Origin of the sequence: Streptomyces sp. NPDC088350 (assembly GCF_044753545.1) — a bacterium.
In the GTDB taxonomy this organism is placed as follows: domain Bacteria; phylum Actinomycetota; class Actinomycetes; order Streptomycetales; family Streptomycetaceae; genus Streptomyces.
Genome location: NZ_JBIVNL010000002.1, coordinates 874,729 through 887,696 on the forward strand (window position 1 = coordinate 874,729; position 12,968 = coordinate 887,696).

A 12,968-nucleotide genomic window follows, 5' to 3' on the forward strand; every position below is an offset into this window, starting at 1 on the left:
CTCTTTACCGAGTTGAGGACTGACGCGAATGCTTGCCGGCTGGAGCCCGCGAACCTCTCTGTCCGGGGTGGTCATGGGGCCAGACCTTCGACCTTCCTGCTTGAACCGGCAGTCGAAGGTTGTGGGCAACCCGTCGGCTGTCGGACGCAGCGGCACGGCCCCGTTGACGCAGTGCGCGTTCGGCCGCCTGGCCTTCAGCTCGATGCCGCCGCTGCGGCAGGGTCGTGGGATGTGCTTCGCATCGAGCGTGCGGTACGGGGCCAGGAGTCCGGTCCCGGCTGACTGTCCAGTGGGTCCCACGCGTCGACTCGTTCTCGGTCGGGAACACCGCAGCATGACAACAAGCGTGTTCCCGACCAGCGGAAACACCAGTTGTTCCCGTTCTGGGACAGCCACTATCGGCTGCAGGTTGCCTCTCGCACTTCGAGGCAAGGACGACGTCTGTGGCCATATGCCGACTGAGGCAAGGAGATCTGTTGTGAACCGCACGTTGCTGACCACGAGATCGGCTCTCATCTTCCTGCTGGGCATTCTCTGCGGCACGGGAACAGGAATTCTGACCGCTTTCACCGGAGCAAGCCCTGCGGGAGCGGTGCTGTCCGGTATGGCAGCGCTTGGCTTCGCAGTTCCCTTCTTCAATACGCTCGTTGACTGACCCCTGTGCAGTCGGTCGGCCGCCGACAACGGCCCTCTCGGGTCATCACTGGCCGCCCCTCCCTCGGTACGGCGAACCAATGGCGATCTGGACAGGAGAGAGATGGGAAAGCACGGGCCCTGCAGCGAAGGCGTTCCCTTCGGGGACGCGGACGACCTCAAGGGTTTCAAAGAGTTGTCAGGCAACCTCGCGCCGGAGGTACGCGATCTGGCACTCGCCCTACGGGGGCTGTTCAAGGCCACTGGGATGTCACTGCGCACGTTCGCTGCTCGCGCGCACTTCGGACCATCTACGGTCTGTCGCTACTTATCTGGAGAACGGATCTCGGAGAAACACTTTCTTGACTCCTTGATGGAGTTCGCCTGCGAGGCCCATGGCCAAGACGTCACGTCAGAGGTGCTTGGACACATCTACCAGCTCCATCGTGAGGCGCTGCTCGCCATCCAGCCTGCCAGGTATCGCGAGCAGATGGCCAGCGATCGCCTGGAGGAGGTGGTCCTGCAGAAGGAGCAGGCCGAGCTGCAGATCCACGAGCTTCGGGGCGAACTCTTGTCCCAGAGAAGTCAGTTGCAGCAACGTGAGGAGTGGATTCGGCAGGTGCAGGCAACCGGTACCCGTGAGCGCCACGGTCTCGGAGCCGAGCTGGTTCTGCACGGACGTCAGGAAGACGACCTTGTGGACGAGCGCGAACAGCTACGCGAGACCATCGAGGCGCTGGAGACGGCTCTCGACGAAGCAGTACGCGAACGCGATGCCGCGCAGAGTCGCTGTGCGGAGCTGGAGGCGGAACTCGCGGTGGCGCAGGACCTGGCGGAGCGTGAGGAACTGCGGCGGCAGGCAGAGCAGGAACGGCTGCGTCTTGTGAAGGCCGCCGGTGTTGCCGATCAGCGGCTCGCCGATCTTGAGCGTGTTCAGAGGGAAGCTGAACGGATACGTCTCGCAGCAGCTCGGGACGCCGCCGCGCGACTCGAAGAAGCACAAGCGAAGGCGAGAGAGATCATCGAGGAGGCCACTGTCAAAGTGACGAGGATCCGGCCCTCGGTAGTGGGGAGGTCTGCCGCCCTGCGCCTCTTGCGGGACAGGGCAGTCGACATAGCTGAGCAGCGTATGCCGACGCTGATCGACCAGCTTTCGCACACTGACTTCAGCCAGGTCGACACCAGGGTCGTTCCGATCCCCATCACCACCACCGACGAGATCGGAGAGGTCGCCCGTGCCTTCGACCAAGTACACCGTGAGGCTGTCCGACTGGCCGCCGAGCAGGTACTGCTGCGCAGCAACAGCAAGGCAATCGTCACCAACCTCTCGCACCGAACCAAGTCGCTGATCGCTCACCAGTTGACATTGATCACTCACCTGGAGAGGGGCGAAACCGACGCGCACCAGTTGGAGAACCTCAACCGGCTGGGCAACCTCGCGATTCGTCTGCGGCGCAACACTGAGAACCTGCTGACTTTGACGCGCGTGGAGCCTGGGCACCGCACTGGCCGACCGGTCGCGGTGAGCGATGTGCTGCGTGCCGCCTGCTCCGAGGTCGAGGAGCATGAGCGCATCCAGCTGTACGGCCTCTCCGAGGCCGAAGTCGACGGTCGTGTGGCCACCGACCTCGTGCATTTGCTGGCCGAGTTGCTGGAGAACGCGACGAGGTTCTCCTCCGCGCAGACCATGGTCCGCGTGATCGCCACGTGTCTCCCCGACGGTCTGGTCAGGTTCGAGATCCACGACAAGGGCATCGGTCTCACCGCCGAGGACTTCGCGGACATCAACGACAAGCTGTCTGGCCCGCCGACCGTGGGCGTCGAGATTCCCCAGCGCATGGGCCTGTACATAGTCGGCAGGCTGTCCGGTCGGCACGGCATCCTCGTTTATCTACGTCCCTCCGATGACCAGGTCGGCACGACTGCCTTGGTGACGTTGCCGGTTTGGGCCGTGGCCGGCGGGGTGCCGTAGCCGGTGGAGATGCTGGCCCCAGTGAGAAGGACGGCAAGAGGCTTGCTCATGCGGTCGAGCGTAGGTGGGGTGGGCTGGGGGCGGCGAGCGGATATCGGGCGTGCGCCGGTGGGTGCTGGCGTCCCACGCATGGCCAAGGTGACCGTCTCGCTCGACGCAGCGCTCGTCGTGGAAGTCATGGTCCTCGCGGGCGTGGGCAACCCGCGGGACGCCGTCGAACTCGTCGTCCGCGACTACATCCAGCGCGGCCACCGCACGGAGGCAAGGGCCGAGGCACGCGACGACGCGCTGCGCGAGGTGGAGGTGAAACCCCGGGAGGTCGAGGGCTGAACCCGCCCGGGCCGTAAGGGTCTCAGCCGACCCGCTTCCCGTTCTCCAACTCCGCCGTCCCCGCCCCCTCCTCCAGCACATCGAGCGCGACCAGCACCCGAAGCCCCAGCGAACCCGGCAGGTACTCCGTGAGTTCCTCGCGCGGTACGAGGCGCCACGACAGCAGCTCCTCCTCCTGGAGCTGGATCGACTTGAGGTCGTCCGGGGTGAGGAGGCCGCCGTCGTAGAGGTAGGCCACCAGCGGCGGGTAGGTCGGGCCGTGGTAGACCCAGTCGACGGCGAGCAGGGGGCCGAGTTCGATGTCGAGGCCGATCTCCTCCAGGGTCTCGCGGCGTGCGCCCTGGCGTGGTGTCTCGCCGTCGTCCGACTCGATCGTGCCGCCCGGAAGGGCCCAGCCCTCACGGTAGTTGGGCTCGACGAGCAGGACACGGCCCTCGGTGTCGCGGAAGAGGGCGGCGGCCCCGGCGAGGATGCGGGGGAGGCCCGCGAGGTACGTGGCGAAGTCTTGCGTGGTGGTCATTCAGGAAGGGTAACCAGCCCGCGCAGCCGCCTCTCCGACTCGCTGCCCGGCTCCGGGAAGTGACAGATCAGGCTCAGCCAGGGCGCTTCCTGCACCGCGAGCCGTACGAACGACACCTCGATGTCACCCGCGAGGGGGTGGTGGTAGCGGCGCAGGGAGGACCGGAACTCCACCACCTCGTGCGCCTCCCACCGGCGGGCGAAGTGCGGGCTGGTGGAGGTGAGTTCGTCGATCAGCTCGGTGAAGCGCGGGTTGTCCAGTTCGTACGCCGCCTGTTGACGCAGCAGGCCCGCCATCCACTCCGTCTCCGCCTCCCACTCCGGCATCAGCGCACGGATGCCGGGCTCCCTGAACAGCAGCCAGGCGCTGTTGAGTTCGCGGCGCGGCCGGTCGAGGAGGGCCGGACCGAGGATGGCCTCCTGGGCGCGGTTCCAGGCCAGGACGTCGAAGCAGCGGTCGATGACGAAGGCGGGGTTCGGCATCAGTGTGTCCAGGAACGCCCTTGTCGCGTCCGGTACTTGGAGCGATCGCTCGGCCGGTTCGGGTGCCTCCCGGCCCGCCAGCCGGAACAGGTGCGCGCGTTCGACGTCGTCCAACTGCAGCGCGCGGGCCAGGGCGAGCAGGATCTGCGGGGAGACGTTGATGTCGCGGCCCTGTTCCAGCCAGGTGTACCAGGTGAGGCTCACCCCGGACAGCAGCGAGACCTCCTCGCGGCGCAGACCCGGTGTGCGACGGCGGCCACCCGGTGGCAGCCCCGTCTCCGCCGGGTCGGCGCGCTCACGGCGGGACCGCAGGAAGGCGGCGAGGGCATGGCGGCCATGGTCCTTGGCTGGGGAGGGTTCCTTGGCTTCTGGTGGTGGTGTCGGCGGCACCAGTAAATTCTGCACTCTTCAACCGGGCCGCGGCCCGGCGCAGGGTGGGAGGGACACCGGACCCCGAGGTCTCAGGTGTTCCGAACTCCCTTGTGAAAGGCGGCCCTTGTGGCTGAGCTGTCCCCGTCCTCACCCCGCACCGTCCTCGTCACCGGCGCCACCGGCGGCGTGGGTTCCGCCGTCGCCCGCCGCCTGCACGCCGACGGCTGGACCGTGTACGCCGCCCACCGCAAACCCGCGGACGCGGAAGCGCTGCGGGACGCCGGCTTCACCCCCGTCCGCCTCGAACTGACCGACGAGGAGTCGGTCGCCGCCGCGGCCGAGCAGGTCGGCCCGCGTCTGGACGGGCTCGTGAACAGTGCCGCGATCATGGGCCAGGGCCCGATCGAGCTGACACCCGTCGAGGCCTGGCGCCGCCAGTTCGAGATCAACGTGATCGGTCAGGCGACCGTGATCCGCGCCTTCCTGCCCGCGCTACGGGCGTCCGGCGGCCGGATCGTGAACATCGGGGCGGTCTCGGCCCGCGTCCCGCCGCCCTTCTTCGGCTCGATCGCCGCCTCCAAGGCCGCCCTGGCCGCACTCACCCACGCCCTGCGCGTGGAACTCCGCCACCAGGGCGTCAAGGTCACCCTCGTCGAACCCGGCGCCATGGACACCCCCATCTTCGCCACGGCGGACAAGGCGAGCGCGGAGATGGGCTGGGCCGGTTCGCCGGAGACCCAGCGGTACTACGCCCGCGCCCTGGACGCCGTACGCACAGCAGCCGCCCGCCAGCCGCTGGGCCCGGTCGCCCCGGCCGTCGATGCCGTCGTCCGCGCGCTGACCGCCCGCCGCCCCGCGACCCTCACCACCACCGGCAAGGACGGCCGCGCGCTCGCACTGCTGCGGTTCCTGCCGGACGGGCTGCGGGACCGGCTGGTGCTACGAGCGTTCGGCGTGACGGCGGAGGCATTCGACGCCGTGGCCCTTACCGAGGTGTCCTGACCTCGTCGACGACACGGCCCTCACGGAGTCGCCCGCAGCCCGTCCACGATGAGGTCGAGGATCCGCCCGGCCCGCGCCTCCCCGCCGCGTGCCGGATCGAGCCGCCACAGCACGCTCAGCTGCAGCAGCACGTCCTCCGGATCGATCCCCGACTTGAGTGAACCGCCGGTGGCCCCGGCCTTCAGGAGTACGTCGATGGCGGCCACGAAGGGCGCGAAGTGCTCGTCGTCGGCGCCGCCGTCGGTCGCCGCGTGGATGACCTCGGCGACGCCGTACTTGAGCCGCCCGTAGTGGGCGACCTCGTCGAACCAGCGCCGTAGCGCCACGAGCGGCGGATGGTCGGCCAGCAGTACGGGCGCGCGGTCGATCAGGTGCTGGATGTCGTGGCGGTACAGCTCCAGGATCAGCGCCTCCCGAGTGGGGAAGTGCCGGTAGAGCGTCCCGATGCCGACGCCCGCCTGCTTGGCGATCGCGGTGAGGGACACGCCGTTGGACAGGCCAGTCGACGCACCGCTCGACGCACCGCTCGACGCGGCGATCGCCGCGCGGGCGGCGGCCAGGATGCGTTCCCGGTTGTCGAGCGCGTCGCGGCGGGTCGGTTTCGGGTTCACGGGTGCGGGCCGTCCGTAGGGTGTCGGATTGCTAAGTGGAGGGCCCTCCGGTACGTTGAAGGGTGTACCGGAGGGGCCTCCGTTTCTCCTTCCATTCTGGCACATCCCCACCCCACACCGCAGGGAGCACCGCCATGCCCGAACTCGTCCTGGTCACCGGAGGCAGCGGTTACATCGCCGGCTGGTGCGTCGCCGAACTGCTGCGCCGCGGCTACGACGTCCGTACGACCGTCCGCGCCCCGGGCAAGGAGCGCGAGGTCACCGACGCCGTCGCGACCGTCGTCGACCCCGCCGGGCGGCTCAGCTTCGCCGTCGCCGACCTCACCGCCGACGAGGGCTGGGAGGCCGCCCTCAAGGGCGTCGACCTCGCCCTGCACGTCACCTCCCCGCTCGGCGCCGCCTCCGACGACCCCGACGCCCTGATCGCCGCGGCCCGCGACGGCGCCCTGCGCGTCCTGCGCGCGGCCACGGAGGCGGGCGTACGACGCGTGGTGATGACCTCGGCGGCGAACGCGGCGAGTCCCTCGGCGTACGCCTCGGAAGGGGTCACCGACGAGTCGCTGTGGACCGATCCGGACGACCCGACCCTGATCCCGTACCGCCGCTCGAAGACCCTCGCGGAGCGTGCCGCCTGGGACTTCATGGACGGCTACGACGGGACGACCGAGCTGACCACCGTGCTACCCGGCGCCGTCTTCGGACCGGTCCTCACCACCGCGAACCTCGGCTCCGTCGGCATCATCGCGCGCATGGTGAGCGGGAGGATGCCGGGCGTCCCGCGCATCGGCCTCGAGGTCGTGGACGTCCGGGACCTGGTCGACGTCCACATCCGGGCGATGACGTCACCGGACGCGGCGGGCCAACGCTTCCTGGCCACCGGGGAGTTCGTGTGGATGGAGGACATCGCGCGCACCCTGCGCGACGGCCTCGGCGAGCACGGCCGTACCGTCTCCACGCGTCGCCTCCCGGACTTCGCGGTCCGGCTCGCGGCCCGCTTCCGGGACCCGTCGCTGCGCGAGATCACCCCCGCGCTCGGCCGCCGCAACCGCCACAGCACGGAGAAGGCGCGCCGCGCCCTCGGCTGGGAACCGCGCCCGGCGCGGGAAACCGTCCTCGACTGCGCCCGGAGCCTCATCGCTCAGGGGGCGGTCCAGGCATCGGAGGCCTCCGCCAACTGCACGGTGCGTTCGGCCAGTTCACTGATCCGCACCCCGTCGAACCCGAACACCGCACTGCGCACGGTGTTTTCCAGCGGGTCCTTCCACTGGGCCGGGATCGCGTCCGCGCCCGTCAGGACCCCGGCGACCGAACCGGCGGTCGCGCCGTTCGAGTCTGTGTCGAGGCCGCCGCGCACGGTCAGGGTGAGGGTGCGGGTGAAGTCCCCGTCGCCGTACAGGAGTCCGGCGGTGAGGACGGCCGCGTTCGGGACCGTGTGGATCCAGCCGAGCCCCGCCGTCTCCTCCGACACGGTGGTGAGCGTGTCCTCCCAGGTCATCCGGGTCTCGTGCAGCGTGAGCACCCGGCGCACGGTGCGCGCGAGGCGGCAGCCCGGCGGGATCACGGTCAGCGCCGTGTCCAGCGCGTGCCGCACGGTCGGCGCGGTGAACGCCGCCGAGATCAGCGCGGCGGCCCACATGGCGCCGTAGACACCGTTCCCGGTGTGGGACAACACCGCGTCCCTGCGGGCCAATTGGGCCGCACGGCGGGGCGCGTCCGGGCTGGTCCAGCCGTAGATGTCGGCGCGGATCAGGGCGCCGATCCACTCCTGGTACGGGTTGTCGTGCGTCGCCGTCAGCGGTGGCTTGAGGCCGTTGGCGAGGTTGCGGTAGGCGGCCCGCTCGGCGGTGAAGGTCTGCAGGTACGGCAGTCTTCGCAGCCACAGTTCGCCGACCTGCTCGGTGCTGAAGCCGAAGCCGTGGGTCTCCAGGAGGTCGAGGCCGAGGACGGCGTAGTCGACGTCGTCGTCACGGCAGCTGCCGTGGATACGGCCGCGCACGCACCGCTGCCACTCGGGGCGCAGTGCGACGCCCTCGTTCTCGTCGGCCGGCTCGGGCAGGTAGTCGGTCAGCGGCAGGGCGCCGGCCCGCCGGAGATAGCGGTCGATGCGGTCGCGCGTCCACAGGTCGCCCTGCTCGACCGGCTTGCCGAGCATGTTGCCCGCGATCCGGCCCAGCCAGCCCCCGAGGATGCGGTCCGGGAGCTCTGGCTCACTGCCCACAGGGGTCATAGGACCGGTCTACCCGATTCAGGGAGTGACCGCGCGGGGTTCGACCGGTCCGCACAGGGCACTCGTAGGCCGGTCCCAGGGTTCGGTCGGAGCATGACGGCGCGGGCGTCCGCCGGTTAAGGTCGCAGCGGCGCGACTGGCCCTGAAGTGTGCGGGGCCCGTAGAGCAAGGGGAACGCAAGGTGGCGGACGCTGCACGGAGGGGCACCCACAGGGTGCTCATCGCCGCGGACAAGTTCAAGGGGTCGCTGACGGCCGTGCAGGTCGCCGAGCGGGTGACGGCCGGGCTGCGTCGGGTCGTACCCGATCTGGAGGTCGCGGCGATGCCGGTCGCCGACGGCGGCGACGGCACGGTGGACGCGGCCGTCGCGGCCGGGTTCGAGCGACGGGAGATACGGGTCGCCGGGCCCCTCGGTCACGAGGTCACCGCGGCCTTCGCGGTACGCGGCGACGCGGCGGTCGTGGAGATGGCCGAGGCGAGCGGGCTGCAACGCCTGCCCAAGGGCGTCTTCGCCCCGCTCACCTCCTCGACGTACGGCTCCGGCGAACTGCTGCGGGCCGCGCTGGACGCGGGCGCCCGGACGATCGTGTTCGGCGTCGGCGGCAGCGCCACGACCGACGGCGGCGCGGGCATGCTCTCGGCGCTCGGCGCCCGCTTCCTGGACGCGGAGGGCGAACCGGTGCCCCCGGGCGGCGGCGGCCTGACCGACCTCGCCTCGGCCGACCTCTCCGGCCTCGACCCACGACTCGCCTCCGTCGCCCTCGTCCTCGCCAGCGACGTCGACAACCCGCTCACCGGCCCCAAGGGCGCCCCCGCGGTCTACGGCCCCCAGAAGGGCGCCACACCGGACGACGTGGACGCCCTCGACGCGGCCCTCGGGCACTACGCGAAGGTCCTGGAGGAGGCGATCGGCCCCAAGGCCGCCGAGTACGCCTCCGCACCCGGCGCAGGCGCTGCCGGCGGCATCGGCTACGGCGCCCTCCTCCTCGGCGCCCGCTTCCGCCCCGGCATCGAGGTCATGCTCGACGTCCTCGGCTTCGCCGCCGCCCTGGAGGGCGCCACCCTCGTCATCACCGGCGAGGGCTCCCTCGACGAACAGACCCTGCACGGCAAGGCCCCGGCAGGCGTCGCCGCGGCGGCCCGCGCGGAGGGCAAGGAGGTCGTCGCCGTCTGTGGCCGCCTCGCCCTGCCCCCACAGGCCCTCGGCCACGCCGGCATCCGCCGCGCCTACCCGCTCACCGCCGTCGAACCGGACGTCGTGAAGTGCATCGCGGACGCGGGACCGATCCTGGAGCGGGTCGCGGAGAACATCGCGCGGGACTTCCTGGTCTGAGTCCGATCCCGAGTCTCTCAAGGAACGCCGAAGGGCTCCGAGCCAAATGACTCGGAGCCCTTCGTGTCGTCGTACGACGCGCGTTCTGCGACCGCTACGGAAGCTGTGCCGCCCGCGCCTCACGCCGGTTGCCGCGGAAGTTGTTCACCCGTCGAGCCGTCGCGAACAGCGGGATCACCGCGCCCATCACCAGCTGGAGCGCGCAGCCCGTCTGGAGGAGCAGCTGGCCGCTCGGGGCGTCGAACGCCCAGGCCGCCAGCAGGCCCATCGACAGGACGATCCACGCCAGCATCGCCACCGCGAGGCGGCCCCGCGGCTTCGGGTACTCGACCCGGCTCACCATCAGCCAGGCGGTGCCGAGGATCGCCATGAGCGTCGCCGCGAAGGGCAGCTCCAGGAGCACGATCGACACCACCGTCAGCGCACCGAACGGGGAGGGCATGCCCTGGAACATGCCGTTCGGCGGGGTCACGCACGAGAAGCGCGCGAGTCTCAGCACCACGGCCAGCAGCACCACGATCGCACCGACCGCGGCCACTCTCTGGTGCGCGTCGTCCGCGACCATGCCGTAGACGAGGACGAAGTACGCCGGGGCGAGGCCGAAGCTGATCAGGTCCGACAGGTTGTCCAGCTCCGCGCCCATGGGGGAGGAGCGCAGCTTGCGGGCGACGAGGCCGTCGAAGAGGTCGAAGACCGCCGCGCACAGCATCAGGATGACCGCGGTGGCCGCGCTGTGGCGGGCCATGCCGGTCGACTCGTCGTTGCCCGTCAGGTGCGGGATCAGGATGCCGGTGGTGGTGAAGTACACCGCCATGAAGCCGCAGGTGGCGTTGCCGAGGGTGAGGGTGTCCGCTATTGAGAGGCGGAGAGAAAGGGGCATCTCCTCCTCGTCGTCCACCTCGTCGGCCTCGGGCACCCAGCCCGCCTGTGTCTCCGGATCAATCACGGTCAATGCGAGTCACCCCAGCCACCGTCTTCTGACCGACCTCCACGTCCACCTCGACACCCTCGGGGAGGTAGATGTCGACACGCGAACCGAAGCGGATCAGTCCGATGCGCTCGCCCTGCTCGACCTTCGTGCCCTGCGGGACGTAGGGGACGATGCGGCGGGCGACGGCGCCGGCGATCTGGATCATCTCGATGTCACCGAGCTCGGTGTCGAAGTGCCAGACGACCCGCTCGTTGTTCTCGCTCTCCTTGTTGAACGCGGGAACGAAACCGCCCGGGATGTGCTCGACCGATGTCACCGTGCCGGAGAGCGGCGCGCGGTTGACGTGGACGTTCAGCGGGCTCATGAAGATGGCGACGCGGGTGCGACCGTCCTTCCACGGCATGATGCTCTGCACCACACCGTCGGCGGGCGAGATGACCCGGCCCGGGGTGATCTCGCGCTCGGGGTCGCGGAAGAACCACAGCATGCCCGCCGCGAGCGCGGTGGCGGGTACGGCCACGGCCTTGGCGGCGCCGGACTTGCGCGCACGTACCAGGCTGAGGGCTGCGGTGGCGACGGTCGGCAGGAGCCACGGCGATGCTCCGCGCGCGAGGCGTACGCCTGCCAGGCTGTCGCGTGGTGCAGAGGTTTGGCTGTGGGGCATGGATGACCTTCGTAGCGGATGATGCCGCGCTGTAACGGGGGACGGCGGCTTTCCCGGGATCGTACCGGTCGCGGGCCACAACTGGGCAAGCCAGGAAGCCGAGTCGGCGGCTGAAGAGCGTTGACGGGGTGTGATCTTCTTCTCGATGAAAACACCCCGAAACGGACAATCAGCCCTGGAATCGATACTCTTCGAGCAACCTTCGTCCGATGATCATTTTCTGGATTTCGGCGGTACCTTCGCCGATCAACAGCATCGGCGCCTCGCGGTAAAGGCGTTCGATCTCGTACTCCTTGGAGAATCCGTACCCGCCGTGGATCCGGAAGGCGTCCTCGACGACCTCCTTGCAGTACTCGGAGGCGAGATACTTCGCCATCCCTGCCTCAAGGTCGTTTCGTTCCCCGGAGTCCTTTTTGCGTGCCGCGTTGACCATCATCGCATGGGCGGCCTCGACCTTGGTAGCCATCTCCGCGAGCTTGAACTGGATCGCCTGGTGCTGGGCGATGGGCTTCCCGAACGTGTGACGCTGCTGCGCGTACGAGACGCCCAGCTCGAAGGCACGCTGAGCGACGCCGCAGCCACGCGCCGCCACATTCACGCGGCCCACCTCGACCCCGTCCATCATTTGGTAAAAACCTCGGCCGGTCTCGCCGCCGAGCACGCGGTCTGCCGGAATGCGCAGACCGTCCATGATCAACTCGGTGGTGTCGACGCCCTTGTAGCCCATCTTGTCGATCTTCCCCGGGATGGTGAGACCGGGCCGGACCTCACCGAAACCGGGCTCCTTCTCGACCAGGAAGGTCGTCATCGACTTGTGGGGCGCGGTGCCCTCCGGGTGTCCTTCGTCACTCCGCACGAGGACGGCCACGAGTGACGACGTGCCGCCGTTCGTCAGCCACATCTTCTGGCCGGTGAGGACGTACTCGTCGCCGTCCCTGACCGCCTTCGACGTGATCGCCGAGACGTCGGAACCCAGTGCCGGCTCCGACATCGAGAACGCGCCCCGGATGTCGCCGGCCGCCATGCGCGGCAGGAAGTGGTCCTTCTGCTCCTGCGTGCCGTGCTGCTTGAGCATGTACGCCACGATGAAGTGGGTGTTGATGATGCCGGACACGGACATCCACCCGCGCGCGATCTCCTCCACACACAGGGCGTACGTCAGGAGGGACTCGCCCAGGCCGCCGTACTCCTCCGGGATCATCAGGCCGAACAGGCCCAACTCCTTGAGCCCGTCGACGATTTGCTGCGGATACTCGTCGCGGTGCTCCAGCTCGGTGGCGACCGGGAGGATCTCCTTGTCCACGAAGTCGCGGACGGTGGAGAGGATTTCCCGCTGGATGTCGGTGAGACCGGCGGTCTGGGCGAGTCGCGCCATGGCTACTTCTCCGTCTGCTTCAGCTGGGGGCGGCCGGGCTGCTCGCCGCCGCGCTCCTTGATGTACGTCTCGGTCGGCACCATCACCTTGCGGCGGAACACACAGACCAGCGTGCCGTCCTGCTTGTAGCCCTTGGTCTCGACGTAGACGATCCCGCGGTCGCTCTTCGACCTCGACGGTGTCTTGTCGAGGACCGTCGTCTCACCGTAGATCGTGTCGCCGTGGAAGGTCGGCGCCACGTGCTTCAGCGACTCGATCTCCAGGTTGGCGATCGCCTTGCCCGACACGTCCGGCACGGACATGCCCAGCAGCAGCGAGTAGACGTAGTTGCCGACCACCACGTTCTTGCCGAAGTCCGTCGTGTTCTCGGCGTAGTTGGCGTCCATGTGGAGCGGGTGGTGGTTCATGGTGAGGAGACAGAAGAGGTGGTCGTCGTACTCCGTGACGGTCTTCCCGGGCCAGTGCCGATAGACGTCGCCGACTGTGAACTCTTCGTAGGTGCGGCCGAACTGCATG

General features: G+C 69.2%; 12 protein-coding genes and 2 pseudogenes. 6 read left to right on the top strand and 8 right to left on the bottom strand.

What is annotated here, in order from left to right; translation table 11 throughout:
• The first annotated feature begins 478 nt into the window (after positions 1-478).
• The 3 genes and pseudogenes from ACIQBL_RS09050 (at position 479) to ACIQBL_RS09060 (ending at position 2,935) form a co-directional block, all read left to right on the top strand.
• Positions 479-655 (top strand): hypothetical protein, encoded by a 177-nt coding sequence (locus ACIQBL_RS09050; protein ID WP_401938547.1) that lies wholly within the window; start codon positions 479-481, stop codon positions 653-655.
• Positions 656-1,702: 1,047 nt separating this feature from the next.
• Positions 1,703-2,596 (top strand): annotated as a pseudogene (locus ACIQBL_RS09055) (ATP-binding protein); the annotation flags it as partial.
• 138 nt (positions 2,597-2,734) lie between these two features.
• The gene (locus ACIQBL_RS09060; protein ID WP_401938549.1) at positions 2,735-2,935 is read left to right on the top strand and encodes a type II toxin-antitoxin system VapB family antitoxin; all 201 of its coding nucleotides are present in this window, start codon (positions 2,735-2,737) and stop codon (positions 2,933-2,935) included.
• 22 nt (positions 2,936-2,957) lie between these two features.
• On the opposite strand, the gene ACIQBL_RS09065 is transcribed toward ACIQBL_RS09060, so the two are convergent.
• Positions 2,958-3,455: an NUDIX domain-containing protein gene (locus ACIQBL_RS09065; RefSeq protein ID WP_401938552.1), complete on the bottom strand. Its 498-nt coding sequence runs from the start codon at positions 3,453-3,455 to the stop codon at positions 2,958-2,960.
• A complete protein-coding gene (locus ACIQBL_RS09070) occupies positions 3,452-4,327 on the bottom strand; it encodes a helix-turn-helix transcriptional regulator (protein ID WP_401938553.1) in 876 nt (291 codons plus the stop codon). Before ACIQBL_RS09070 ends, ACIQBL_RS09065 begins: the two co-directional genes overlap by 4 nt.
• A 108-nt stretch (positions 4,328-4,435) precedes the next feature.
• Here ACIQBL_RS09070 and ACIQBL_RS09075 point away from each other — a divergent pair, with 108 nt between their 5' ends.
• Positions 4,436-5,311: an SDR family NAD(P)-dependent oxidoreductase gene (locus ACIQBL_RS09075; protein WP_401938556.1), complete on the top strand. Its 876-nt coding sequence runs from the start codon at positions 4,436-4,438 to the stop codon at positions 5,309-5,311.
• A gap of 20 nt (positions 5,312-5,331) precedes the next feature.
• On the opposite strand, the gene ACIQBL_RS09080 is transcribed toward ACIQBL_RS09075, so the two are convergent.
• The gene (locus tag ACIQBL_RS09080; RefSeq protein WP_401938557.1) at positions 5,332-5,922 is read right to left on the bottom strand and encodes a TetR/AcrR family transcriptional regulator; all 591 of its coding nucleotides are present in this window, start codon (positions 5,920-5,922) and stop codon (positions 5,332-5,334) included.
• A gap of 134 nt (positions 5,923-6,056) precedes the next feature.
• Here ACIQBL_RS09080 and ACIQBL_RS09085 point away from each other — a divergent pair.
• A pseudogene (locus ACIQBL_RS09085) lies at positions 6,057-6,770 on the top strand (NAD-dependent epimerase/dehydratase family protein); the annotation flags it as partial.
• A gap of 290 nt (positions 6,771-7,060) precedes the next feature.
• Here ACIQBL_RS09085 and ACIQBL_RS09090 read toward each other — a convergent pair.
• The gene (locus tag ACIQBL_RS09090; RefSeq protein ID WP_401938560.1) at positions 7,061-8,149 is read right to left on the bottom strand and encodes an ADP-ribosylglycohydrolase family protein; all 1,089 of its coding nucleotides are present in this window, start codon (positions 8,147-8,149) and stop codon (positions 7,061-7,063) included.
• 214 nt (positions 8,150-8,363) lie between these two features.
• Here ACIQBL_RS09090 and ACIQBL_RS09095 point away from each other — a divergent pair, with 214 nt between their 5' ends.
• Positions 8,364-9,482: a glycerate kinase gene (locus ACIQBL_RS09095; protein ID WP_401938951.1), complete on the top strand. Its 1,119-nt coding sequence runs from the start codon at positions 8,364-8,366 to the stop codon at positions 9,480-9,482.
• A gap of 94 nt (positions 9,483-9,576) precedes the next feature.
• On the opposite strand, the gene pssA is transcribed toward ACIQBL_RS09095, so the two are convergent.
• The 4 genes from pssA to ACIQBL_RS09115 form a co-directional block, all read right to left on the bottom strand.
• On the bottom strand, positions 9,577-10,398 hold the full coding sequence (gene pssA / locus ACIQBL_RS09100) for a CDP-diacylglycerol--serine O-phosphatidyltransferase (protein ID WP_401938954.1): 822 nt from the start codon (positions 10,396-10,398) through the stop codon (positions 9,577-9,579).
• A gap of 22 nt (positions 10,399-10,420) precedes the next feature.
• Positions 10,421-11,077 (bottom strand): phosphatidylserine decarboxylase, encoded by a 657-nt coding sequence (locus tag ACIQBL_RS09105; RefSeq protein WP_019071293.1) that lies wholly within the window; start codon positions 11,075-11,077, stop codon positions 10,421-10,423.
• 169 nt (positions 11,078-11,246) lie between these two features.
• A complete protein-coding gene (locus tag ACIQBL_RS09110) occupies positions 11,247-12,452 on the bottom strand; it encodes an acyl-CoA dehydrogenase family protein (protein WP_401938563.1) in 1,206 nt (401 codons plus the stop codon).
• 2 nt (positions 12,453-12,454) lie between these two features.
• Positions 12,455-12,967, bottom strand: coding sequence for a MaoC family dehydratase (locus tag ACIQBL_RS09115; RefSeq protein WP_401938565.1), 513 nt, complete (start codon positions 12,965-12,967; stop codon positions 12,455-12,457).
• Between the last annotated feature and the right edge of the window lies 1 nt (position 12,968).

Coding starts and splice junctions, on each gene's coding strand:
- ACIQBL_RS09060 (WP_401938549.1), top strand. CDS start 2,735: ATGGCCAAGGTGACCGTCTCGCTCGACGCAGCGCTCGTCGTGGAAGTC.
- ACIQBL_RS09065 (WP_401938552.1), bottom strand. CDS start 3,455: ATGACCACCACGCAAGACTTCGCCACGTACCTCGCGGGCCTCCCCCGC.
- ACIQBL_RS09090 (WP_401938560.1), bottom strand. CDS start 8,149: ATGACCCCTGTGGGCAGTGAGCCAGAGCTCCCGGACCGCATCCTCGGG.
- ACIQBL_RS09105 (WP_019071293.1), bottom strand. CDS start 11,077: ATGCCCCACAGCCAAACCTCTGCACCACGCGACAGCCTGGCAGGCGTA.
- ACIQBL_RS09110 (WP_401938563.1), bottom strand. CDS start 12,452: ATGGCGCGACTCGCCCAGACCGCCGGTCTCACCGACATCCAGCGGGAA.
- ACIQBL_RS09115 (WP_401938565.1), bottom strand. CDS start 12,967: ATGCAGTTCGGCCGCACCTACGAAGAGTTCACAGTCGGCGACGTCTAT.